A 23,718-nucleotide genomic window follows, 5' to 3' on the forward strand; every position below is an offset into this window, starting at 1 on the left:
GGGTTCACGCGGGGCGCTTGCGGTAGATGCGATGTTCGGCAGACACGATCGTGAAGTGCTGCGCCAGCGCGGAGAAATACAAGCCTTCGTGCGAGCCTAGGCAGAGGAAGCCGCTTGGCGCAAGGCTGTCGAGAAACAGTTGCAGCGCCCGGTTTTTCAGCGACTGGTTGAAGTAAATGAGTACGTTGCGGCAAATGATCGCTTGCATTTCGCCAAAAGGCTCGTCGCGTGCCAAGTCGTGGTGTGAGAAGACCAGGTTGCGCTTGAGGTGGGCCTCCATGGCGGCACCGCCGTAGCGGGCATGGTAGTAGTCTGAAAAGTCGCGTTCGCCGCCGGCAGCCTGGTAGTTCTGCACATTGCGCCGCATCGATTCGAGCGGGAAGATGCCGTTGCGGGCTTGTTCGAGTATGGCCGGGTTGAAGTCGGTGGCGTAGAGTTTGGCGCGTTCGTAAAGGCCGGCCTCCATGAGCAGAATGGCCATTGAATACACCTCTTCGCCGCTGGCGCAGCCAGCATGCCAAATCTTGATGTGATCTTCCTCGCGCAGCACCGGCAGCACGTCCTCACGCAGTGTGTGGAAAAAGACCGGGTCACGGAACATCTCGGTGACGTTGATGGACATGTCGCTCATCAGGCGATCGGCCAGCCGACGATCGTGCAGGGCACTGTGTTGCATCGCGCCCAGCGATGGCAGCCGTTCGATTTGCAGCCGGTGCAGAACGCGGCGGCGGGCCGAGTCGTAGGCATAGTTGCGGAAGTCCCGGCCATAGCGCCGGAGAATCGCCTCGAACAGCAGTTCGATCTCTAACCGTTCGACTTCCCCCTCTTCGCCGGGGGGAGCCGGATCATTGGAGCCGTCGGGTCTATCGTGGCTGTCGTGGCTGTTGTCCATGGCCGTCAGCGGTACAGCCAGACCCGCATCATCGAGATCAGCTTGGCGCTGTCGACAGGCTTCGCGAGATAGTCGCTGGCCCCGGCTTCGATGCACTTGCTGCGGTCGCCTTTCATGGCTTTGGCGGTCAACGCGATGATCGGCAGCGAGGCGAAACGATCCTGCGCACGGATGCGTCGCATGGCTTCGTACCCATCCATCTCCGGCATCATGATGTCCATCAGCACCAGCGAGACATCCGGGTGCTCGTCCAGCAGCTTGAGCGCTTCGATGCCGTTGGCGGCGGGGATCACTTGCATATCCTGCTCCTGCAGGGCTGCGGAGAGGGCGAAGACATTGCGCATGTCATCGTCGACCAGCAGCACTTTGCGACCCTTGAACAGCGTTTCGCCATCGTGCAGCATCCGCAGCATCCGCTGCTTCTCGGTGGGCAAATTGCTTTCCACGCGATGCAGGAAGAGCGCGGTGTCATCCAGCAGCCGTGCGGGCGAATGGGCGTCCTTGATGATCACGCTGCGCGCATACTGTCGCAGCAGGTGGCGTTCCCTCGGCTCCAGTTCCCGGCCGGTATAGATTACTACGGGCAGCTTGCTTGCTTGGAGCGTCGGGCCGAGTGAGTCGATCAGTTCGATGCCGTTCATGTCGTCCAACCCGAGGTCGAGCACCATGCAGTCGAATTCCTCGGCGGCAAGGAGTTCGCGCGCCTTGGTGCCCTTGGCAGTGGTGACGATCTCCAGGTCGCCGCCGCCAAGCATCTCACGAACGATTTCCTGTTGGGTCGGATCATCCTCCACCAGCAGCAACCGCTTCACCGGACGGTCGATGATGTGTTCGATGCGGGCGAATGCCGTATGCATGGCTTCGATCTCGACGGGTTTGACGAGGAAACCGACGGCACCATTGTTCAGTACGTCGATTTGCCGGTCGGCTGCCGACATGATGTGTACGGGAATGTGGCGTGTGCGGCTGCTTTCCTTGAGCCGTTCCATGACTTTCAGTCCCGAGATTCCAGGCAGGCCGATATCGAGAATGATTCCGCTGGGTTGGTGGTAGTCGGCCAGATACAGACCCGTTTCGCCATCCGTGGCCAGCAGCACTTTGAATCCACGGTCGTGGGCGGTATCGGCAAGAATTTCGGCAAAACGGATATCGTCTTCGACGATCAGAATGGCGCGATCACCCGGCTTCAGCTCCTGGCGGTCGTCATGCAATTCTGGCGCTGCATGGGATGTAGCCGACGCGGCCATGGACGCTGGTGGCACGGTATGCACTGCATGAGGCGCGGTTGCCGTTGCGGCGGCGGACCGTCCGGTTTGCGCGGTGACTGGAGGCGCAGTCACCCCTACCACCGGCTGGTGGTTTCGCGGAACCAGCAGATGGAATTGGCTGCCTTGCCCTTCCTGGCTTTCCAGTCGAATTTCGCCGCCGAGCAATTGCGCCAGTTCGCGCGAGATGGTCAGTCCCAGGCCGGTGCCGCCATATTTGCGGCTGGTGGTGCCGTCGGCCTGCTGAAAGGCTTCGAAAATCGACTGCCGCTTGGTAAGGGGAATGCCAATGCCGGTGTCGATCACCGCAAAGTCCAGGATACCGGCGTGGTCGGCATGGGCCAGTACGGCGCTGAAGGGCCGCAGGTCTGGCGGTGGCTGCCCAATGCGTAGCTCGACGCTGCCGCCGGTATCCGTGAATTTGATGGCATTGGACAGCAGGTTGCGAACGATCTGCGTCAGCTTCTGGGCATCACTCTGCCATTTTTCCGGTGCCTCGGCAGTCTCGATGCGGAAGGCAATGCCTTTGGCCTGCGCTAGCGGCAGGAATTTGCGTTCGATGTCGGCTACGAATCCGTCCAGCCGCATCGTTTCGGTATGCACTTCCATCCGGCCAGCTTCGATCTTGGACAGATCGAGGATGTCGTTGATGAGTTCGAGCAGGTCGCTGCCTGAGTCATGGATGGTCTGCGCGTACTTGATCTGTTGCGCGTCGAGGTTGCCGTGCTTGTTTTCGCCCAGCAGGCGTGCAAGGATCAGCACGCTATTGAGCGGCGTGCGCAACTCGTGCGACATATTGGCGAGGAATTCCGACTTGTAGCGGCTGGCCTGGGCGACTGCTGCGGACCGCCGTTCGATCTCGTGCGTGGCGCGTTCCAATTCATCGGCCCGTTGGGCAAGCTCTTCGTTGGCGACGCGCAGTTCCTCCTGTTGCACCCGCAATTGCTCGTTCTTTTCCTCGAGTTCCGTCTGGCTACGCAGCAAACCCTCTTCGGAAAGGCGCAAGTCATTGGCCTGCTGTGCAAGCAGGCGGTTGCTGTCGCGCAGCTCCTCTTCGCGTGTCTGAAGTTCCTCGGCTTGCGCCTGGGTTTGGTACAGCAGCCGTTCCGTCTGCTCGCGAGCCAGCGCTGATTGCACGGTGACGGCAATGCGGACATCGACTTCCGCGAGCAACTTCATATCGAGCGGACGCAAGGGGTGCAGCATGGCGAATTCCAGCAGCGCCAGCACTTCGCCGTTCCAACTCAGTGGGACGATAGCCAGGTGGCGCGGTTGCGTATTGCCCAGGCCCGAGCACAGATGAAAATAATCATCGGGCAGATCATTGATGATCCGGGTTTTGCGATCCAGCGCAGCCTGGCCGACGAAACCTTCACCCAGGCAAAACTCTGGGGGCGTGGCCTGCGCGCCAACGCCGGCGTATGCGCCAAACAGTTTGATGCGTGCGTTGCGGACGACGTAGAAGGCACCGGCGGCTACGCCCAGCGTATCGCACAGGCTGTCGACGATGGCGCGCGCCAGCACGGGCAGCGCCAAGTCGCCGCGCATAGCGTCATTGAGGCGGCCCATAGACTGTTGCAACCAATCGTGCGCGGCATCCTGTTCATGGGCTTCGCGCAACTCGCCGACCATGGCGTTGAACCCCTCGGCCAACTGGCCGAGTTCGTTGTGGACATCGAGGACGATAGGCGAATCGAGATAGCCGGTACGCACGCGTTTCACGCCGTCGGTAAGCGCAAGAATGGGACGAACGATGTTGCGGGTAATCGGGATCGTGGCCAGGGTGACGACCAGGATCGTCAGTCCAAGCAGTCCTATGGCCAGCCACTGGAAATGGCTGGCTGTGGCGAAGGCGGTGTCGGCATCGACTTCAACGACGATGGCCCAGGTGACTTCCGGCAGCTTCAGGGTATGGATCGCGCCGACCACTTCATTGCCCAGTGGGCCTTTGCACAGCAAGGTGAGAATGTCCCCATTGCGCAGAGGGGACTGTGCATTGGCCGTTGGGACCAATTGCTGGTGCCATAACCGCGTCAGTTCGGTGTCGATGGTCTTGCCGAGAAAAGAGGTGTCTGTGTGGGTGTCTGCGCCGGGACCGTGCGAGCGCAGTTGGAGGTCGCTCCCGATCAGGTAGTTGACGCTGCGGAGTTGGCGATCGTGGTTGATGGCGTTCAAGGCATTGAGCAGATTGCGGGAGGTGATCTGCAGAACGAATACGCCGATTTTTTGGCCCGTCGCGTCGATCATCGGTGCCGCCATGAAACCGCTCACCGCATTGTTGCTGGGCGCGTAGATTTCCAAATCGGAGAAGATGGGACGACCGTTGTCGAGGGCTTTGCGCACCGCGTTCGCTAGGCGCGATCCGGCCGCACTGCCGGAGAACAGATTGGCGCCAAGATTGGCCTCGACGGCCAGCGTGTACAAGATATTGCCTGCCGGATCGACGAACAGCGTGTCGTAAAAACCTTCGACCAAACGCAAGTCTTGCAGGTGGGACGCATATTGGTCGATGAGCTGCGCGTGCCGGAAGCTGCCGACGTAGCTTGACGCGGGCAGCCCACTGGCCTGAAAGTCGGCATCCAAGGCCGCCATAAAAGCAAGGTTGCGGTCCCGCCGCGCTTCCCGCAACAAGGTCGAGAGAATTTGCTGGCTGTAGGTTTGCATGGCACCGGCTTCGATGCGTGCCTGCGCGATGACCGTTTGCACAGCGGCGGAACGCAGGTTCTCACGCGCCTTTTGGAGGCCGAACAGCGTCACGCCCAGCAGCGGTACGAGGGCGACTACCAGAAACCAGAGTGTGAGACTGACACCGAGTCGGCTGCGGATGCCCATGCCCATCCACGGGCGGGTCGTGGCGGGCGCTGGCGAAGGGGAAACCCTCATTGTTTCGTGATCTCCGTGGAGAAGCTGTCGTCGGCCAGCGCATTGATGTCGATCTTGCTGTGTATGAAGCCGGCTTCGTACGCAAGGTCCATGATCTGGCGGAAGCTCTCCTTGCTGTTGAGATCGACATTGAGGTTCAGGTAGTTGATCTTGCTGAGTTCCATGCTGGCGATGATGGCATCGCGTGTGTGCGCCGGGATGTGGCGCTGCACCATGGTGACGATGTCATCCAGCGCCTTGCCGCCCTGCTTTCTGGCTATTTCGATGTCGAGACCGGCGCGATGGATGGCCGTGATCACCTCTTGCAGCGCGTCGCGTTTGTCGGCGATCACGCTGTTCTTGGCGATCAGGACGCATTCGACGTGCCCCTTGGGATACTTCATCACGTCCTTGGAATACCAGGCGACATGTCCGAAGCCGCTGGTCTCCGCAATCTCCGGCCATGGCAGCGATTGCTCGAAAGCTGCCGGCTGGTTGCGCGCCGTTTCCTGCTTGAGAAAGGCGGTGGACGCCGGCGGCTTGACGATACGCAGCAAGACATCCACCGGGTCGCCGTGGCGCAAGCCGAGCGTCATGTGGTTGTCCTTGAGGTACTTGTAGAGCACCGTGGCGTGCGTGGAGAGCGGCGAGGGGACGGCGATGATCGGCTGCCCGTTGCCGCGCTTCCATGCGCGCAGGCCATCGGCGACCCGTGCGTCAGGCATCCGTGCGGCCTTGTCGGGAGGCATTTGCACGTAACGACCGAGCGCCTCGTTGATCACCAGCGCATTGCCGTCGCGGTGTACCAGACTCACCCAGCGGAAGTCCGGCTTTTTGGCAAACATGTCCATCACCATCGGTGCCACGGTCATTGCAGCGTCGGCCTCGGGTTCGGAAAGGAAATAGGCGCGCACCAAGTCGGGGCCGGACAGAATCTTGAGACGGAAATCGGCGTGCTGCATCTGGCCGCGGTATTTCTCGTAAGCGACGATCGCGGCGTAGTGGTCTGCAAGGGGAATGCCGACAAGCTCGATGCGTTGCCGTTGCGCCATCGCAGGTGTGGCATGGGCCGCAGCGAGCCACAGCAGGATGGGTCCCAGCCAGCGCCGGAGGGGGGCGATCCGATGCTTCATGCCGATGTTCCAGTGGTCGTGTCCACGTCAAACGGAACGACGGGGACGACGGGGACGACGCGATTGCGTCCCGCGCTCTTTGCCTCATAGAGCCGCATATCCGCTGTGCGCATCATTTCCCTGGGTGTCGGTTCCTCGAACTCGTTCGAGCACACGACGCCGATGCTGACCGTGAGGCGCAACGTGCCCTTCGAGGTGGGGACGCTGGAACAGGCGACTGCCTGACGCACGCGCTCGCACACGTTCTGCGCAAGCGCGAGACGGGCCTGGGGCATGATCAGCGCGAATTCCTCCCCACCGTAGCGAAACACCGTATCCATGGCGCGAATCGAGTGTTCGAGCGATTGCGCAACGGACACCAGCACATCGTCGCCAGCCTCGTGACCAGCGGTATCGTTGATGGTTTTGAAATGGTCGAGGTCGAGCAGGGCAATGGCAACCGGTTCGCCAGTGCGTTGCGCGGTAGCCAGTGTCTTGTCGATCATTTCGTCGAACCAGCGGCGCTGGTACAGGCCGGTCAGGTGGTCGTGGATCGCCAGCTTGTGCAACTCCTCTTGTTGCTCCAGAATCTTGCGGTTGGCGGCCTCCAACTGTCGCATTGCCAGTTCGATTTCCTCGCGCTGGCGCCACAGGTCGAGGAACACGCGAACCTTACATTGGAGGATGAAGGGGTTGATCGGCTTGAAGAGGAAATCCACTGCGCCGGACTTGTAGCCCTTGCACTGATGAGGCTCGTCCTTGTTGATGGCTGTGACGAAGATGATCGGCGTGCCGCGCGTGGTGGGGTTGAGCTGCATCAGATCGGCCACCTCGTATCCGTCCATCCCGGGCATCTGCACGTCCAGCAGTACGAGTGCGTACCGATGTTTGAGCATGCTCGCAAGCGCTTCATTGCCAGAACGGGCCTGGTGCAGTGTGGCATCGACGTCGGACAGCAGCGCTTCCAGTGCGATCAGGTTTTCTTCACGGTCATCGACCATCAGCACATGGGGGTCGTCGTTGCAGGACGCGGAATGGGTCATGGGTGCGTAGAGAAGGGGAGAAGACCGGCGACATCCTGCGGTCGCGTAGAGCCGGGAACTGTATCGTGAATGACTATGCCTCCGGTAGGTTGGGGGTGCGATGCAAAGTGGTGTTCCAAGACCCTCACCACCACTACTACTAGTACAGCAACACGTAAGTTATGAAACATAATGATGTCCGAGCTTGCGAGCTGCATCTTGTCGAGTGAAATTCCACTCGATGGTGCGTTGCTGTGCGTTTCGCGCTTGTTGCCAGGCATCGACTTCGGTTTGCAAGGCATTGCGATTGGGGATGCGTCGATCCAAACACTGGCGAGCGAGGATGCCAATTTTCCGGCCTTGGGATCAACAGCCACAAACAGGTTGGTCGTGCCATTTCGCACGTATTCGTAATCCTGCTTGACTGGACTTTTCGGTGCCATGGGCAAGCGCTTGCGGCTGTCAGCGATGAGTTGCAGGCTCTTCTCATCAATACAGATCACCGGCTGGGCAACAGACATCGGTCGTGCGTACAAGTCAAGCAGTGCGTACATGCGTTGTCGGTACTCTTCGCTCAAGACACCGATACACCACATCAACCGGCACCAGGGTTTGATGTCGTTTTTTTTAGCATGCGCCGCACCGTTTCTCTGCTGACACCTTGCAGGCCAGGTTCCTGGCGGGCGACTCGCTCCAATTCGAGCATGGTCCAGCGCTGCCGACCCGCCGGAGGTGTCGAACACGCCAGCGCTGTGACCCGCGCTTGTGCATCCGTATCGTACTGGCGCGGGCGACCACAGCGCTCGAGATCGAAAAGCGCCAGATCCACACCGCCTTGCAGGTACGCCGCTCGAGTACGCCACACGGCGGTGCGTCCAACTCCCAGCACATCCAGAATCTGCGATTCTGGGATGCCTCGGTCCAGGCACGACAGAATGTGTGCTCGGTTGACCTCTCGCGACCGATGCACTCCCTTGGCTCGAATTCCATCGACGATTGAACGAGCTTCCTCGCTCAAGTGCAACTCTGTCTGGCGCATGACAACTCCCATGGATGCCGTTGGCGATATGGGAATTTTAATTATGTTTCGTTATTTATGTGTTGATGTACTAGGGGCCCGTTCCGCCCAAAACTACAGTCCCATTGCGGAACCTCGGATGATGACCTTGCAATCCCTTGATGACCTCGCTCTGCTACGCGAATCTGTGTCCCTCGAATGCAAGCTGGCCCAAGGCCGTGATGGCCAAAGCGCATTGCCGGAAGACTTCTGGCCCACCTACAGCGCCATGGCCAACACGATGGGCGGCGTGAGTGATTGCCGCAACCGCACCATGCAGCAAATGTTTCTGATGATTGGCTTGGGGGAACGGGCCGGGTCGGGCATGTCGCGCATCCTCCATGGCTGGAAAGACCTGGGACATGACATGCGATTGCTGGAGCGTTACGAGCCTCACGAGCACACGGTGCTGAAGATGACTTGGGTGTCGACTTCCCCCGAACCTGACGGGGTAAATGGCAGGGTAAATGACGGTCTGGACACGGTGGATCAACAAATACTGACGCTGATTCGCCAAAACCCGGCCATCACACTGCCCGAGCTGGCTCGCAGCATGGGCAAATCGTTGCGCACCATAGAACGTCGGGTAGGTAAGCTCAAAAAACACGCATTGCGCCGCATCGGATCAGACAAGACGGGGCATTGGGAAGTACTGCCATGAGGATCGAACAACAACTTGAAGACCGTTGCATCGGCTGGTTCTAGCAAACCGGCTGGTAGATGCCATCGTCGCCGCCAGTGCATTGCACGCGACTTGCAGGCTCTTGAACAGTCTTCTTGCAGGGACTCTATCCATGGGAACCTTATCTATCGAGATGAATTTTTTACACTACCCTTTATCCATTCTTGTCAGAATAATGCGAGCGCTGGAGTAGATATATGTACATTGACAAAATCACATTGAAAAATATCCGGGGCTTTGAGCATTTGGAGTTCGATCTTTGTCGCGGAGATTCCCAATATGCAGGATGGACTGTTTTTACCGGCGACAACGGCGCCGGGAAAAGCACACTCCTCAAAGCCATTGCGGTCGCACTCACTGGCCGTGATGTTGCTCGCTCGTTACAACCCAGCTTTCATCGATGGATACGGGAAGGTGCTGAAAACCAGGAATCAAAGATCGAATTGATGATCCTGCCCGAGATCAAAGCGGACGAATTCTCCGAGAAAAGGAAAACTGCATACAAAAAATTTCCGGCCACAGTTGTACTGCAATCCACCGGAAAAGATACATCCATTGAATTATCAAGTGACCTGGGACGCAAGGCTTCGCTCGCGCAGAGAGGGCTTTGGTCGGCGAATTCACGCGGTTGGTTTTCTTGCGGTTATGGGCCTTTCCGTCGGGTATTTGGCGCGTCACCAGAAGCCACGCGCTTGATGGTTAGCCCGACAACGGAGCGCTTTGTCACCATGTTCCAGGAAGCCGCATCACTTTTTGAAGTGGATCAGTGGTTACGCAACCTGAGCCACAAAAAGCTGGAAGGAAAAGTCGCGGAAAGTGAGCACTTGACCTTGCTGCTGGAAATACTCCGCGACGATCTGATGCCCAACCAGATCACCGTTGACCGGGTAGATTCGGATGGACTTTGGCTCAAGGATCGCAACGGGCTGCAACTGGCTTGGAGCGACATGAGCGACGGCTATCGCGCCGCCCTTGCTCTGCTCTCCGACATCCTTCGCCACCTCATCAACGCCTATGGTCTCGACGGTCTCGCCCAGCGGGGCGAAGATGGCAAGCTTCGAATCGTTCGCAGCGGAGTGGTCATGATCGATGAAATCGATGCCCATTTGCATCCTGAGTGGCAACGCGAAATTGGCTTCTGGCTCAAGGAGCATTTCCCGAACATTCAGTTTCTTGTCACGACCCACAGCCCCATCATCTGCCAAGCAGCCGACGAGAATGGTTTGTTCGTCTTGCCCGAACCCGGAAGCATGGCTACGCCGTGCGCACTGAGCACTGACGAGTACAAAAAAGTCATTGCATCGCGACCGGACACCATTTTGCTCACTGCCGCTTTTGGCATGCAAAACACCCGATCACCACGCGCTGTGGCGGGCCGGGCGGAGTACGCCAAACTCATGGCAAAGCAACGGGCTGGCGGCAAGCTGACCAAGGAAGAGCAAGGCAAAGTCCATCAGCTTCAATTGTTTGCAGCGACCGGCGAGGAGATATGAGCCATGCGGCGACTCCAACGTGCGGACTTGCCCAAGCCGATATGGACCTATCTCGAAAAGCGGCAATCGTCGGCCAACCAAAAGTACAGCCTGGGAACGCTGGACATCGAGAAAGAATGGAAATCAGCACGCCAGACCCAATGTCTGAAAGCAGTCCTCGCTACTTTGCAGCAAATGATGGGTACACGGGAAAGATGCATGTATTGCGTTGATTCGCACGGATCGGATATTGAACATTTCCGCCCCAAGATGCCTTATCCGCAACATGCTTTCCAGTGGCCTAACCTGCTGCTTTGTTGCACCGAGTGCGGCCGACTCACAGGGAGTCAATTTCCGATGCATCAGGGGCAGCCTCTGTTGATCGACCCTTGCGCCGAAGACCCGTGGCAGTATCTGGACTTTGACCCGGATACCGGCAATCTGACCGCTCGCTTTGACCCACAACAAAACGAATGGTCGACCAAAGGCAGCAAGACGGTCGAGGTGCTGATGCTCGATCAGCGGGAGGCTGTGGCGGCCGGGTATCAGACCAGTTTCCAGCGCTTGTCCGCCATTGTTCGGGCAGCCTTGGCAAACGGCGTTAGCGACGCACCAGCTCTCTTTGATGAATTGACTCAGGCCGATGATCATGGCCTTCTTGGCTGGTGCTTTGGTACGACAGGTCAAACCATTGCGCCATTTTCCGACCTCTTTCAGAGACACCTGGAAGCATGGAACTTCTGTCGGCAATCACTCTAGTGCGCGTATGAGCAGCAAACAAAAACTCGAACTGACCTGGATCGGGAAAGAAAAGCGCCCCAAGCTGGAGCCGCGCATCCTGCTCGAAGACCCGGACAAGTCCTATCACGCCCCATTCCGTCACTGCCCTCGCGCCCTGGAAAAGGAGCCAAGAGTCATGGGGGTTTGCCCCCCTCGCCCGCTTGCGGGAGAGGGGCCGGGGGTGAGGGAAGATATTTTTGACAACCGCCTGATCTTTGGCGACAACCTGCTGGCGCTCAAAGCGCTGGAGGCGGAGTTCTCGGGCAAGGTGAAGTGTGTGTTTATTGACCCACCCTATAACACCGGCAGCGCGTTTACCCATTACGACGATGGGTTGGAGCATTCCATCTGGTTGGGATTGATGCGGGATCGGCTGGAGATTATTCGTCGGCTGATGGCCGAAGATGGATCACTGTGGATCACGATTGATGACAATGAAGCGCATTATTTGAAAGTAATGTGTGATGAGGTGTTTGGGCGAGCAAATTTCGTTGCAAATGTGCTTTGGCAAAAGCGCACTTCGCCAGAGGCTAGGTTACAGCTCGGCGCAGCACACGACCATATTCTTGTCTACGGGCCATCCATTCAAAAGCTGCAATTCAACAAGCTGGCACTAACTGAAAACCAAGCAAAAAACTTCAAAAACCCTGATAACGATCCCAAAGGCCCATGGGCTTCGGCAGACTTCACCGCACAAGGCTGGCGTCCCAATCAGATGTACAAATTGATATCGCCAACTGGGGTTGAGTTCGAACCACCTCCTGGCCGCTGCTGGTCGAACATCGAGCCAGAGTTCAAGAAATTGCTTGCAGCAGGTCGAATGTGGTTTGGCAAAGATGGTGCAGCACGACCGAGGGTCAAAAACTATCTATGTGATGCAGAGGGTGTAAGTGCATGGACTTGGTGGTCGAACTCCGAAGTCGGCCACAACCAAGAAGCCAAGAAGGAAGTCATTCACTTGTTTGGTGCTGAAGATACTTTTAGTACTCCAAAGCCTGAAAGGCTCCTAAAGCGGATTCTGGAAATTTCCACCAACCCCAACGACCTTGTCCTTGACTCCTTCGCCGGCTCCGGCACCACCGGCGCTGTCGCCCACAAAATGGGGCGCCGCTGGATCATGGTCGAGCTGGGCGAACATTGCCATACCCACATCATCCCGCGCCTCAAAAAAGTCATCGACGGTGCAGACAAAGGCGGCATTACCGAAAGCGTGAACTGGCAGGGCGGCGGTGGCTTTCGCTATTACAAACTTGCGCCCACGCTCATCGTCAATGACCGTTGGGGCAACCCGGTCATCAACCCGGAATACAACGCGGCAATGCTGGCCGAGGCGCTGGCCAAGCTGGAAGGTTTTACCTATGCTCCGTCGGAAACCCGCTGGTGGCAGCACGGCCATTCCAGCGAGCGCGACTTTCTGTTCGTCACCACGCAAAACCTGTCTGCCGACCAGTTGCAGGCGCTTTCTGACGAGGTTGCCCTCTCACCCGGCTCCTCCCACGCCTACGGGGGAGGAGGGAATACGCTGCTGGTGTGCTGCGCTGCCTTTCGGGGCGTGACGGCGGAACAAGCCTCACAACGCTGGCCCAACCTGACGCTGAAGAAGATTCCCAAGATGGTGCTGGCCCGTTGCGAGTGGGGGCATGACGACTACAGCCTGAATGTGGCCAACCTGCCGATGGCGGCTCCTGAACCGGAAACTCCCCTCTTACCGGCACACTCCCGAGATGCGAGAGGAAGGAATGCAAGCAAGGTCGCAGGCACGTCTGATCTGTTTGGCGATGCCGGGGAGGATGCGTGATGGCGCAGAAATCCATAGCCTCCCCGTCTGCGAAAGCAGGCGAAATGGGACAGCAGTCCGCTGCCTCCATTGCCGGACAAGGCCAGTTCCTGCTTTACCAAACGGCAGATGCCCAGACGCGGGTGCAGGTGCGTTTTCACGAGGACAGTATTTGGCTAACTCAGACGCAACTGGCCGAGCTGTACCAGTGTTCATCGCAGAACATCACGCAACATATCCGCGCCATCTACGAATCTGGGGAATTGGAGGAAGATGCAACGTGTAAGCCGTACTTACAAGTTCGCATGGAGCGTGGACGGCAGGTACACCGCAGCCTCAAGCATTACAACCTGGAGGTGGTGCTGGCGGTGGGGTACCGGGCGAAATCGCATCGCGGTACGCAATTCCGCCGTTGGGCCACAGAGCAGCTCAAGGCATTCCTATCCAAGGGCGTATTGCTGGACGATGAGCGTTTCAAGCGTGGCGACGACGCGGAGTATTTTGAGGAGCTGCTGGCACGCATCCGCGACATCCGATCTTCGGAAAAGGTGTTCTGGCGCAAAGTGCTGGACATCTACGCCACCAGCATCGATTACGCCCCGCACACAGAAACCTCGCAACAGTTCTTCGCCACTGTGCAAAACAAGATGCATTGGGCAGCGCATGGCCATACGGCGGCGGAACTGATCATGCAACGAGTGGACGCACAAGCGCCGAACATGGGATTGACGAATTGGGCGGGGGCCAGTCAAGGTGCTCCGGTACGCAAAACGGATGTGGGCATCGCGAAAAACTACCTCAATGCCGAAGAACTGGACACGCTCAACCGCATTGTCACCGCGTACATTGAAGTGGCGGAGCTTCAAGCTCAGTCGCACCAACCGATGACCATGCGCGACTGGGCGCAGGAGCTGGATAACTTCCTGCGCATGACCCGCAAGGACATTCTGACCCACACAGGCAAGGTGTCTGCCGATACGGCGCTGGCGAAAGCACAGGCAGCGTATGCCGAATATCAGGCTCAGGTTCGCAATCTGCCATCGCCAGTGGAGCGGGATTTTGAAGCCGCCATCGCGCAATCGGTCAACCAATTTCAGAAAAGCAGGAAAGCATTACCGAATAAGAAAAAAGGGGAGCAGACATGAGCGCACACTTACAAAAACATATTACCGGTCGTTTATCACTGCGCCAACCCCAGTCCGAATCCCTTTCCCGGCTGGTTCGCGCCCTGGAGGCATCGCCAGAGCTGTTGGCCAAAGAGCGGGACGTTTCGGCCATTCTGTCCACGTTGCAGGCCGAATTTCCGACGCTTGCGGACTTCGAGCGCGAATTCCCCTCGCTGTGTTTTGCGCTGGCCACGGGTGTGGGAAAGACTCGGCTAATGGGGGCGTTCATCGCCTATTTGCATTTGGCGCATGGCATCCGCAACTTCTTTGTGCTGGCACCTAACCTGACGATCTACAACAAGCTGATTACCGACTTCACGCGCAATACGCCCAAATACGTATTCAAGGGCATTGCCGAATTTGCCCAACAACCGCCCTTGGTCATTACCGGCGATAACTACGACCAGACCGGCATGGCGGTGGATAACCATGCCATAGGCTTTGCCCATGATGTGCGCATCAATATTTTCAATATTTCCAAGATCAATTCGGAAGTGCGTGGCGGCAAGGAGCCGCGAATCAAGCGCATGCGCGAGGTGCTGGGCGACAGCTATTTCAACCACTTGGCCAACCTGCCCGATTTGGTGCTGTTGATGGACGAATCGCATCGCTACCGCGCACAAGCCGGAATGCGGGCGATCAATGAGCTACAGCCCCTGTTGGGCCTGGAGGTGACCGCTACGCCATTCGTCGAATCGACCAAGGGGCCGGTTCCCTTCCAAAACGTGGTGATGGACTACCCGCTGGCGCGGGCCATGGAAGATGGCTTTGTCAAAGCGCCTGCCGTGGTGACCCAGCGCAACTTCTCGGCCTCGGCGCATACGCCGGAAGACATCGAGAAGATCAAGCTGGAAGACGGCGTGCGGCTGCATGAAACGACCCAAGTGGAACTGTTGACCTACGCCCGCGAAAACGGTGTGCCAGTGGTCAAGCCCTTCATGCTGGTGATAGCGCGTGATACCACGCACGCGGCGCAACTCAAGGCGTTGATCCAGTCTGATGCCTTCTACGAGGGCCGTTATGCGAACAAAGTGATTCAGGTCGATTCCAGCCGCACCGGCGCGGAAGAGGAAGCGATGGTCACGCGCCTGTTGGCGGTGGAAAGCGTCGATGAGCCGACTGAGATCGTCATCCACGTCAATATGCTCAAAGAAGGTTGGGACGTGACCAACCTGTACACCATCGTGCCGCTGCGTGCGGCCAACGCCCGTACCTTGATCGAGCAGAGCATCGGTCGCGGCTTACGCCTGCCCTATGGCAAGCGCACCGGTGTTGCAGCAGTGGATCGGCTGCACATCGTCGCCCACGACAAGTTTCAGGAGATCATCGACGAGGCCAATCGTGGCGATTCGCCGATCCGCCTACAGCAGCTCATCCTCGACGCACCTTCTGCGGACGACAGGACAGTGAGTGTGCAAGTCGGTTCCAACACGATGGCGCGGTTGGGGCTGGCGGAAGCTCCAGTGGTTTCCCCTGCCATCGCCAACAAGACGACTGGCGGCAGCGTCACGCAACCATGCATGGCGCCAACCCACGCGCCAGTGTTTGCCACCGAAGCGGAAAAAGAGGCCGCCCGTGTGACGATGGATGTCATTGGCACGTACGAGGTCCAACGCGATCTGGTTCCGACCAGTGCTGCGCTACGGATGCCCGAGGTGCAGCGCATGATCGTTGCGGAAGTGGCCGAACGCCTGAAACCTGTCGCAGGAACAACGGGCAATCTGCTGGCAGGCGTGGACGAAGCCGCGCCTGCATGGGATTTGTCTGCCGTGGTCGCAAAGACGACCGAGATCGTGGTGCAGCAAACCATCGATATTCCGCGTATCGCCGTGGTGCCGAAAGGCGATGTCACCACAGGCTTTCACCCATTCACGCTGGATGTGCAACAGCTTCACCTGCAGCCCGGTAGGCGGGAAATCGTGATCCAAAACTTGCACACCAACGAGCAGGACACGCTGGCGACCGGAATCGGCATCCAGGAACAACGCCCCGAGGACTACATCGTCCACGCCCTGGTGGACTTTGACGATATCGACTACGTCACCCACGCCGCCCTGCTCTATGACCTTGCGGGCCAGATGGTGCGGCACCTGCAAAGCTACCTGACGGTGGAGGAGACGATTAGCGTGCTGGATCGGGAGCGGCGTTGGATTGCGCGGGAAATCCACGCGCAGATGATGGCGCACTGCTGGGAACAGGCCACCGGGTACGAGGTACAGGTTCATCGCGGTTTCACCCAACTGAAACCTTGCCACTACACCGCCACGGCAGGCCAGACGGCGCACCATTTCCGCGGAACCGTTGCCGAGACCAGCCGCATCAAGCAAATGCTGTTCGGTGGCTTCGCACGCTGCCTGTATCCGCTACAGAAATTCGATTCAGACACCGAGCGGCGCTTTGCCATCATTCTGGAACGCGATGCCAGCAAATGGTGCAAACCCGCCAAAGGACAGTTCCAGATCTTCTACAAGCTGGGCACCGAGCAGCCGGAATACATCCCGGACTTCGTGGCAGAAACCGATTCGACGATCTTCCTGGTCGAAACCAAGGCGCACAGCGATATCCACACGCAAGAAGTGCAGGCCAAGGCCGCCGCTGCCGTGCAGTGGAGCAAACATGCTGCCCACTTCACCGCAAGCGTCGGCGGCAAACCGTGGAAATACCTGCTGATCCCCCACGATGAAGTCCATGAATCGCGGCGGCTTATCGATTTTTTGCGGTTCGAGGTGAAGGATTGATGGCAGCCCTTCTCACCTCCGCCGTCACTTGCAAAATTGACGTGCGCCACTTTGAACAAACTACGAAGCCCTGAGCCATGCGCCTGCTGCACTATCTAGAAATCGAAAACTTCAAACGCTTTGGTGACAAGCAACGTATTGAACTGGATCATCCCGCAGTGCTGATCGGCCCCAACAACTGCGGCAAAACCAGCGCCATGCAAGCGCTGGCGCTGTGGTCGCAGGCGGTCAAAACGTGGTACGACGTGCGCAAGGATTCCTCAGCCAAAGAACGCACCGCAACCTCGATCAATCGGTTGAACATCGTCGCAGTTCCCGTGCAGCGCACACGGTTTTTCTGGCACAACACGCAGGTACGGACGGGCAACAAAGACATTCCGCTGATCATCACCGTGGGGGTCGAATTCCAAGGCGAAGTAGTGGCTTTGTGCATGCGTTTTCGGAACCATGGCGATGAACTGGTTTATTGCTCACCCGATCCTGGCATCGTCGGCAATGTGGAGCTGCTATGCCATGCCGCCACGCTGAAGGTGGAATTGCTGTATCCAATGTCCGGCCTGGAAACGGAGGAACCCTTGCTTCAGCCGGGCCGTATCGACGTTCTATTAGGGCAGGGACAAACGGCGCAGGTATTGCGTAACCTGTGCTTGATGGTGCTGAGCAAGTCTGCCGACGATTGGCAGCGTGTGACCAGTCTGATGAAGCGGCTTTTCAACGTGGAACTGGCTGCACCCAAGGAAACCACACGCGGCAGCATTGCACTGGAATACCGTCAACCTGGCGTCAAGGAGACGCTGGACGTATCTTCTTCCGGACGGGGCTTCCAGCAAATGCTGCTGATTTTTGCCTACCTGTATTCACACAAGGGCAGCGTGTTGCTGGTGGATGAACCTGATGCCCATTTGGAAATATTGCGGCAAAAGCAGGTGTATGTGCTATTGCGCGACATTGCCAGTGAGAATGCCTCACAGGTAGTGATGGTCACCCATTCCGAGGTGATTCTGGACGAAGCGCTTGACAACAACCTGACCTTGCTTCTGGATGGCAGAGCGGATGATTTGGCCAAGAAAAGCGATATTCGCAACAGTCTCAAACTCTTTGGCACTGCGCATTATGTAAAAGCTCGCGAGCGTGGCTATGTGCTGTACGTAGAGGGGAGCACCGATGTGGATATGTTGCGTGCCTTGGCCGAACGGCTGAACCACGCGGCGGCCCAGTTTTGGGACGAATGCATCAACTCGTTTTACGTACAAAACAATTACCCGGATCAAGACCTCAATGCCGAGCTGGAACGGGTAGAAGGCGGTTTTGGCGTGACGCCTCAACAGCACTTCAATGGGTTGCGCAACTTGTTGCCACAACTCCAAGGCCTAGCCATTTTGGACAACGATGGGCGGAGTCGCAATGGTAGACAAGATGGCCCGCTACAAATCAGCTATTGGAAGCGCTACGAGGCTGAAAACTATTTCATCACGCCCGATGTATTGCGCAATTACGCACGTACCCACTATGCGGATATGGAACTGTTTGGCGGTTTCCAACAAGATATTGATGCGGTGCTCGATAGATTGATTTGGGAGCAAGTGTTTGATGGCATGGAAGCAGACTTCCAAGCTTGGAAACAATCCGCGCCTGAAGTGGCGCGTGTGCTTTGGGAAGCCAAGACCGAGCGGCGCAAACTCAGCGCATTTGCCGAAGAGTTCTTCCGCCGGTTGGCAGACCAGCTCCATAGCCCAATGTTGCTCAAAAAAGGTGAATTGCACCGTTTGGTGCCATTCGTCAACCCGCAGTCTATTTCGTTTGAGGTAGTTGAAAAGCTTGATTTGCTGGTGGAGTTGTTCCGCATCTCTGGTCAACCTGAGGCGCTTGAAGGGGTTCCATGAGCACAACCAACGACAAAGCCTTCGAGAGTTTCCTGGAATAAATATTCACCGAAGATGGCTGGCTGTCTGGCACCAATGCCGAGTGGGACGAGTCCCGGGCGTTGTGTAAAGTGGACTGAAATAGGTTCTTATTCCCCCCGGTAACTGTCCAAACTACCGGGACCATCATACGGAACGAGCGAATGAATACCGACACCCACCATCAAATTGCCAATGACATCTGGAGTATCTGCAACCTGCTTCGCGGGCCGTATAAGCGCAATGAATACCGCAAGGTGTTTCTGGACTGCCTCAAGCACGTGGACCGCGAACGGAACGTCCGCCTGTCCACCCCGGAACACCTGCGTTTCTGCAGCCCGGTTTTTGCTGGCGCAAGGCCATGGCTTTGCGTACAATCATTTTCAACAACACCCCCCACGCCTCTCCACGATGCGCACCAGGGGGGTTATTTTTTGGGCTTTCGCCACGGGCGCAAGCCCGGTCACAACCCCGCCACGCTGCAAACATCTGCGCGTTCTGGCGGGTTTTTTGTGCCCGCTGTTTGGGCTGCCAGGGCCTGCCAATGAACCAGTACGGCAAGCAGGCGCTGACCACTGATCAGCAAGTTCACCTGCTCATCCGGCGCGGCATGCGCATTGCCAACCGCACACAGGCGCAGCAGCACCTTACCCACATCAACTACTACCGCCTGCGTGCCTACTGGCTGCCCTTCGAGCAGGCGGCGAGCAACGGCGATGACCACGCCTTTGCTGCCGGAGCCGACTTCGCCACCGTCTTGGCCATTTACGACTTCGACCGCGAATTGCGCCTACTGCTGATTGATGCTATCGAGCGGGTGGAAATCTCTCTGCGCACTCGTCTAGCCAACGTGCTCAGCCTACGCTACGGCCCGTTTGCCCACGAAGATGTCAGTCATTTCGCCAAGGCCAATCTGTGGCAACAAAGCCACGACGAGCTGGCCAAGGAATACGCCCGCAGCCGCGAAACCTTTGCCGAACACTACCGCAGCCAGTACCCGCAGTTGCCCAGCCCGCCGCTGTGGGTAGCTTGCGAGTTGATGACGCTGGGCCACCTTTCGCGTTGGCTGCAAAATCTTCGCATTCCCAAAGACCGGCAGACCATTGCCGATGCCTATGGGTTGGATGAAAAAGTGCTGGTGTCCTTTGCCCACCACCTCACCATCGTGCGCAACCACTGCGCCCACCATGGCAGGGTATGGAACCGCAAACTGTCACTGAAGATGCAGATTCCCGGCAAGAAACCAGCCAACTTATCGGAGCAATTCCACCCGGCCCAAGACCGCCGCATCTACAACACCCTGACCATGCTCGCTTACCTGATGAGTGTGATCAGCCCTGCCTCCACCTGGCGGCAGCGACTCAAGGCGCTGATTCAGACCACGCCACAGATTGCGGTGGCGGACATGGGTTTCCCGGCAGGCTGGGAGCAGATGGCAATCTGGCAGGAGAACACACCATAAATCAGATCTATCACTGGAGTGAGATCGAAGCCTTTGCTCGAATTTCTTACCGTCATCCGGATCGACAGAACCCCGCCGACCACGCTCTTTGCGGCAGTGCATGCGCAACAGCAGTTGGCTAGCAACGCAAGCACTGGAGACCCCATAGCCTAGACACGCACCATGATCAGCATCCACGAAGCCGCCGAATTCTTGGATGTCGCAGCGCCAACGCTGCTGTGCTGGGAGCGTAAGGGCAAGTTCATCCCGGACGAACACACGCCGGGAGGGCAGCCGCATTCCCCCATATAGCCGTACCCCCCTCCAACGCCCACGCCACATGCTCCCGCACCAGCGCGCTGGGATGCTCCGCGCGAGAGGCCAATGCCTGGCGCAGCGCATCCCAGCGCGCTGCTACGGGGATGCCAGACACCGATGCCCCCTGCACCAATTCCCCCTGCGTCGATGCCCCCTGCACGCCGCGCAAGGCATTGCCCAGCGCCACGGCCAGGTTGCGCAGCCAGCGTTCGTGGCCGATGCGGCGGATGGGGCTGCCTTCGGTGTTGCGCAGAAAGGTGGCTTCGTCCCATTCCCACAGTTCGAGCAAGGTACGCCCTGCCAGCCAGGGCCGCACCGCAAAGTCCGGCACCGTGGTGGGGCGGGCGAATTTGTTCCACGGGCAGGCAAGCTGGCAGTCGTCGCAACCGTAGATGCGGTTGCCCATCGCGCTGCGTAGCGCGACCGGGATCGGCCCCGGGTGTTCGATGCTGAGGTACGCCAGACAACGCCGGGCGTCGAGCCGATAGGGGGCGACGAGCGCCTGCGTCGGGCACGCAGCAATGCAGGCGTGGCAGCTTCCGCAACGGGGGGCCACGGGTTCCTCACAAGGCAATGCAATGTCGAGCAGCAACGCCCCCAGCACGAACATCGACCCTCCATCGCGATCGACGATCAGCGTGTTCCGCCCGCGCCACCCCAGGCCGCTGCGCACGGCCAGTTCCGCTTCCTGGATCGGCGCGGAATCGCAAACGACGCGGTAACGCACGGGGTAACGCACGGGGTTGCGTTCGGCGCATTCCAGGCATGGGGTGCAATGGGCACTGCGGGCGCACTCTGCGCATTCGGCAACAACCCTGCGCCCCAACTGCTCCAAACGGCTGCGCACTACCTTGTGGTAATCCCGCCCCAGCGCATACAGCGCGATGCTGGCTTGCAAGGGCTGGCGCAGGCGCTCCCGGGCGGCCTCTGGCCAACCGGGGGTGGCGTTCACGTCCAGATAGTCCATCCGCGCAAGCACCACACTCCGTGCGCCGGGCAATAGCGTTTGCGGCTCGCAGCGCGCCAGCCCGTGGCGCGCCATGTAGGCCATATCCCCGTGGAACCCGGCGGCAAGCCATGCCGATAATCCTTGCCGTGCCCCGGATAGATCCACCCCCGCCACGCCCGTGCGGGAAAAACCCAACTCCCTCCCCCACCCCTTCAAATTCGAGACCAATGCACTGCGTTGGAGGGGAGACATGGCAACGGTACAGGCGAGGGGAACTTCGAGCAGCCGCTTCGCGACTTGCACAGTCACAGCCACAGTCATCGAACGAGTGTAGGCAGTCCAGAATTCCGTCCAGCATCCCGGTAGTGCGCATCCCTTCCTCCCCCCTCCCTCCTTCTTGCACCCTGCACTGGCCCGATGAAAACGCCACGCAGCGTTTTGCCGTCGCCCTGGCGGGTTGCGAGGCGCTGCGCACCGCGACGGTGCATCTATTCGGCGGGCTGGGCGCCGGCAAAACGACGCTGGCGCGGCACCTGCTGCGTGCGCTGGGGGTGCGTGGCGCTATCAAAAGCCCTAGCTACGCGGTCGTCGAACCCTATGAAGTGGGCGACCTACGCGCCTGGCATTTCGACTTCTACCGCTGTAGCGACCCCGCCGAATGGGAAGACGCCGGGCTGCGCGAGCTGCTTGCCGCGCCGGGCCTGCACCTCGTCGAATGGCCACAGCACGCCGCGCTGCCCTTGCCCGATCTGGCCATCGATATCGAGGCCCTCGACGCAGACGCCCGGCAAGCCACCCTTCGCGCCTACACCCCGCTGGGGCTAACGCTCCGCGCTGCGGCCGCGCCCGGCAACTCTGCACCACCATGAAGCGCCGCACGTTGTTGCAAGGCGGTACCCTGGCACTGCTGCTAGGAACGCAGCACATCGTGCACGGGGCAGCGATCTTGGCCGTGCGGATATGGCCTGCGGAAGACTACTCGCGCGTGACGATCGAGACGGATACACAGCTCTTTTTTACGCAGCATTTCGTCCCGAATCCGCCCAGGCTGGCCGTCGATATTCCCGGCCTCGCGCTTGATGCCGCGCTGCGCGAGATCGTCGCCAAGGTCGTCCCTTCCGACCCGACGATTCTGGGGATTCGCGTCGGCCAATTCCGCCCCGGCATCGTCCGGTTGGTCGTAGACCTCAAGCGGCCCGTCGCGCCGCAGGTGTTCACGCTGTCCCCGGTGGCTGCATACCGGCATCGCCTGGTTTTCGACCTATACCCCTTGCAGGTGGCCGACCCGCTCGAAGCGCTGATTGCCGAACACCAGCGCGACACCACGCCATCGGCCAGCCTATCCACTGCCCCTTCCGCTGCCCCTTCCACGGACCCGCTGGGGGAATGGATGGCGCGTCGATCCAGCGCCGCGACGGCCCCCCGGCAGGCGATGTCAGAACCCGCCGATTTGATGGATTTGCTCGCGCAGCGCAGCACCAAAGCGGCTTCGCGCCCCGCGCCGCAGGGGCCTGCCCGCTCCGGCACGCGCCGACTCGTCATCGTTGCGCTCGACCCCGGCCATGGCGGCGAAGACCCCGGTGCCATCGGCCCGAGGGGAACGCGGGAAAAAGACGTAGTGCTGCAACTGGCGCGCCGCGTGCGTGAACGGATCAACACCGCGAGCATCGACGGCAACCCCTTGCGGGCGTACCTGGTTCGCGACGGGGACTACTTTGTCCCCTTGCACGTGCGGGTGCGCAAGGCCCGCCGCGTGCAGGCAGACCTGTTCCTAAGCATCCATGCCGATGCCTTCTACACCCCGCGCCCCAAGGGAGCCAGCGTTTTCGTGCTGAGCCAGCGCGGTGCATCCAGCGCGGCAGCGCGGTGGATGGCAGCGCGGGAAAACCAGGCCGATCTCATCGGCGGTATCAATGTCCAAGCCAAGGATGCACACATCACGCGCACCCTGCTCGACCTGAGCACGACGGGGCAGATTCGGGAAAGCCTACTGCTAGGGCAGACGATGCTGGGGGAAATCGGCAAGGTGGGCACGCTGCACAAGCCGATGGTCGAACAAGCAGGTTTTACCGTGCTGCGTGCGCCGGACATTCCGAGCGTGCTCGTCGAAGCCGCCTTTCTGAGCAACCCCGACGAGGAAGCACAGCTCAACAATGAAGCCTTCCAAGAACGGCTTGCGGAGGCAATCTTCCGGTCGATCCAACGCTACTTCGCCCAACGCCCCCCCACAGCGCGTGACCGGGTGGTGTAGTCGCTCCTTACAACGTCTACTGAAGCGCCGGGC

Annotated in this window: 19 protein-coding genes; 12 read left to right on the forward strand and 7 right to left on the reverse strand. The window is 59.1% G+C overall.

What is annotated here, in order from left to right; genetic code table 11:
- Positions 1-4 precede the first annotated feature (4 nt).
- The 6 genes from CENROD_RS05705 to CENROD_RS05730 all read right to left on the reverse strand — a co-directional run bounded on the left by CENROD_RS05705 (position 5) and on the right by CENROD_RS05730 (position 8,192).
- Complete coding sequence (locus CENROD_RS05705) at positions 5-892, reverse strand: CheR family methyltransferase (RefSeq protein ID WP_022772422.1); 888 nt, start codon at positions 890-892, stop codon at positions 5-7.
- Positions 893-897: 5 nt separating this feature from the next.
- On the reverse strand, positions 898-5,040 hold the full coding sequence (locus tag CENROD_RS05710) for a response regulator (protein ID WP_022772426.1): 4,143 nt from the start codon (positions 5,038-5,040) through the stop codon (positions 898-900).
- Entirely contained in the window at positions 5,037-6,152 is a 1,116-nt protein-coding gene (locus CENROD_RS05715; RefSeq protein ID WP_022772429.1) for an ABC transporter substrate-binding protein, read from the reverse strand. The genes CENROD_RS05710 and CENROD_RS05715 overlap by 4 nt, the downstream gene beginning before the upstream one ends.
- A complete protein-coding gene (locus CENROD_RS05720) occupies positions 6,149-7,174 on the reverse strand; it encodes a GGDEF domain-containing response regulator (RefSeq protein WP_022772433.1) in 1,026 nt (341 codons plus the stop codon). The genes CENROD_RS05715 and CENROD_RS05720 overlap by 4 nt, the downstream gene beginning before the upstream one ends.
- The gene (locus CENROD_RS13050; protein WP_151194593.1) at positions 7,171-7,674 is read right to left on the reverse strand and encodes a hypothetical protein; all 504 of its coding nucleotides are present in this window, start codon (positions 7,672-7,674) and stop codon (positions 7,171-7,173) included. The genes CENROD_RS05720 and CENROD_RS13050 overlap by 4 nt, the downstream gene beginning before the upstream one ends.
- A 74-nt stretch (positions 7,675-7,748) precedes the next feature.
- Positions 7,749-8,192 (reverse strand): helix-turn-helix domain-containing protein, encoded by a 444-nt coding sequence (locus CENROD_RS05730; RefSeq protein WP_022772441.1) that lies wholly within the window; start codon positions 8,190-8,192, stop codon positions 7,749-7,751.
- Between the two features lie 118 nt (positions 8,193-8,310).
- Here CENROD_RS05730 and CENROD_RS13890 point away from each other — a divergent pair, with 118 nt between their 5' ends.
- The 10 genes from CENROD_RS13890 to CENROD_RS14650 all read left to right on the forward strand — a co-directional run bounded on the left by CENROD_RS13890 (position 8,311) and on the right by CENROD_RS14650 (position 20,479).
- Positions 8,311-8,871, forward strand: a complete 561-nt coding sequence (locus CENROD_RS13890; protein WP_041193316.1) for a winged helix-turn-helix transcriptional regulator — start codon at positions 8,311-8,313, stop codon at positions 8,869-8,871.
- 218 nt (positions 8,872-9,089) lie between these two features.
- Positions 9,090-10,385 carry an AAA family ATPase gene (locus CENROD_RS05740; RefSeq protein WP_022772448.1) on the forward strand — a complete coding sequence of 432 codons (1,296 nt, stop codon included), beginning with the start codon at positions 9,090-9,092 and terminating at the stop codon, positions 10,383-10,385.
- 3 nt (positions 10,386-10,388) lie between these two features.
- Positions 10,389-11,123, forward strand: coding sequence for a retron system putative HNH endonuclease (locus CENROD_RS12450; protein ID WP_022772452.1), 735 nt, complete (start codon positions 10,389-10,391; stop codon positions 11,121-11,123).
- Between the two features lie 7 nt (positions 11,124-11,130).
- On the forward strand, positions 11,131-12,942 hold the full coding sequence (locus CENROD_RS05750) for a site-specific DNA-methyltransferase (protein ID WP_022772456.1): 1,812 nt from the start codon (positions 11,131-11,133) through the stop codon (positions 12,940-12,942).
- Between the two features lie 44 nt (positions 12,943-12,986).
- A complete protein-coding gene (locus CENROD_RS05755; protein WP_041194168.1) occupies positions 12,987-14,066 on the forward strand; it encodes a virulence RhuM family protein in 1,080 nt (359 codons plus the stop codon).
- On the forward strand, positions 14,063-16,825 hold the full coding sequence (locus CENROD_RS05760) for a DEAD/DEAH box helicase (RefSeq protein WP_022772463.1): 2,763 nt from the start codon (positions 14,063-14,065) through the stop codon (positions 16,823-16,825). Before CENROD_RS05755 ends, CENROD_RS05760 begins: the two co-directional genes overlap by 4 nt.
- Positions 16,826-16,902: 77 nt before the next feature.
- Positions 16,903-18,708, forward strand: a complete 1,806-nt coding sequence (locus tag CENROD_RS05765; protein WP_022772467.1) for an ATP-dependent nuclease — start codon at positions 16,903-16,905, stop codon at positions 18,706-18,708.
- A gap of 182 nt (positions 18,709-18,890) precedes the next feature.
- A complete protein-coding gene (locus tag CENROD_RS05770; RefSeq protein WP_022772471.1) occupies positions 18,891-19,274 on the forward strand; it encodes a type I restriction-modification system subunit M N-terminal domain-containing protein in 384 nt (127 codons plus the stop codon).
- Entirely contained in the window at positions 19,271-20,188 is a 918-nt protein-coding gene (locus CENROD_RS05775; protein WP_022772475.1) for an Abi family protein, read from the forward strand. Before CENROD_RS05770 ends, CENROD_RS05775 begins: the two co-directional genes overlap by 4 nt.
- Before the next feature lie 162 nt (positions 20,189-20,350).
- On the forward strand, positions 20,351-20,479 hold the full coding sequence (locus CENROD_RS14650; protein ID WP_476577876.1) for a MerR family DNA-binding transcriptional regulator: 129 nt from the start codon (positions 20,351-20,353) through the stop codon (positions 20,477-20,479).
- On the opposite strand, the gene queG is transcribed toward CENROD_RS14650, so the two are convergent.
- Positions 20,430-21,686 carry a tRNA epoxyqueuosine(34) reductase QueG gene (gene queG, locus CENROD_RS05780; RefSeq protein WP_051360318.1) on the reverse strand — a complete coding sequence of 419 codons (1,257 nt, stop codon included), beginning with the start codon at positions 21,684-21,686 and terminating at the stop codon, positions 20,430-20,432. The genes CENROD_RS14650 and queG overlap by 50 nt on opposite strands.
- A gap of 113 nt (positions 21,687-21,799) precedes the next feature.
- Between queG and tsaE the strand changes: the two genes are divergently transcribed.
- Both tsaE and CENROD_RS05790 read left to right on the forward strand, forming a co-directional pair.
- Positions 21,800-22,303 carry a tRNA (adenosine(37)-N6)-threonylcarbamoyltransferase complex ATPase subunit type 1 TsaE gene (gene tsaE / locus CENROD_RS05785; RefSeq protein WP_022772482.1) on the forward strand — a complete coding sequence of 168 codons (504 nt, stop codon included), beginning with the start codon at positions 21,800-21,802 and terminating at the stop codon, positions 22,301-22,303.
- Complete coding sequence (locus CENROD_RS05790) at positions 22,300-23,685, forward strand: N-acetylmuramoyl-L-alanine amidase (protein ID WP_022772485.1); 1,386 nt, start codon at positions 22,300-22,302, stop codon at positions 23,683-23,685. Before tsaE ends, CENROD_RS05790 begins: the two co-directional genes overlap by 4 nt.
- Positions 23,686-23,718: the final 33 nt, after the last annotated feature.

This window comes from Candidatus Symbiobacter mobilis CR, from assembly GCF_000477435.1.
In the GTDB taxonomy this organism is placed as follows: domain Bacteria; phylum Pseudomonadota; class Gammaproteobacteria; order Burkholderiales; family Burkholderiaceae_C; genus Rhodoferax; species Rhodoferax mobilis.

Coding starts and splice junctions, on each gene's coding strand:
- CENROD_RS05715 (WP_022772429.1), bottom strand. CDS start 6,152: ATGAAGCATCGGATCGCCCCCCTCCGGCGCTGGCTGGGACCCATCCTG.
- CENROD_RS05705 (WP_022772422.1), bottom strand. CDS start 892: ATGGACAACAGCCACGACAGCCACGATAGACCCGACGGCTCCAATGAT.
- CENROD_RS05755 (WP_041194168.1), top strand. CDS start 12,987: ATGGGACAGCAGTCCGCTGCCTCCATTGCCGGACAAGGCCAGTTCCTG.
- CENROD_RS05770 (WP_022772471.1), top strand. CDS start 18,891: ATGAATACCGACACCCACCATCAAATTGCCAATGACATCTGGAGTATC.
- CENROD_RS12450 (WP_022772452.1), top strand. CDS start 10,389: ATGCGGCGACTCCAACGTGCGGACTTGCCCAAGCCGATATGGACCTAT.
- CENROD_RS13890 (WP_041193316.1), top strand. CDS start 8,311: ATGATGACCTTGCAATCCCTTGATGACCTCGCTCTGCTACGCGAATCT.
- CENROD_RS05765 (WP_022772467.1), top strand. CDS start 16,903: ATGCGCCTGCTGCACTATCTAGAAATCGAAAACTTCAAACGCTTTGGT.
- CENROD_RS05790 (WP_022772485.1), top strand. CDS start 22,300: ATGAAGCGCCGCACGTTGTTGCAAGGCGGTACCCTGGCACTGCTGCTA.
- CENROD_RS13050 (WP_151194593.1), bottom strand. CDS start 7,674: ATGTCTGTTGCCCAGCCGGTGATCTGTATTGATGAGAAGAGCCTGCAA.
- CENROD_RS05740 (WP_022772448.1), top strand. CDS start 9,090: ATGTACATTGACAAAATCACATTGAAAAATATCCGGGGCTTTGAGCAT.
- CENROD_RS05730 (WP_022772441.1), bottom strand. CDS start 8,192: ATGCGCCAGACAGAGTTGCACTTGAGCGAGGAAGCTCGTTCAATCGTC.
- CENROD_RS05720 (WP_022772433.1), bottom strand. CDS start 7,174: ATGACCCATTCCGCGTCCTGCAACGACGACCCCCATGTGCTGATGGTC.
- queG (WP_051360318.1), bottom strand. CDS start 21,686: ATGTCTCCCCTCCAACGCAGTGCATTGGTCTCGAATTTGAAGGGGTGG.
- CENROD_RS05760 (WP_022772463.1), top strand. CDS start 14,063: ATGAGCGCACACTTACAAAAACATATTACCGGTCGTTTATCACTGCGC.
- CENROD_RS14650 (WP_476577876.1), top strand. CDS start 20,351: ATGATCAGCATCCACGAAGCCGCCGAATTCTTGGATGTCGCAGCGCCA.
- CENROD_RS05775 (WP_022772475.1), top strand. CDS start 19,271: ATGAACCAGTACGGCAAGCAGGCGCTGACCACTGATCAGCAAGTTCAC.
- CENROD_RS05750 (WP_022772456.1), top strand. CDS start 11,131: ATGAGCAGCAAACAAAAACTCGAACTGACCTGGATCGGGAAAGAAAAG.
- CENROD_RS05710 (WP_022772426.1), bottom strand. CDS start 5,040: ATGAGGGTTTCCCCTTCGCCAGCGCCCGCCACGACCCGCCCGTGGATG.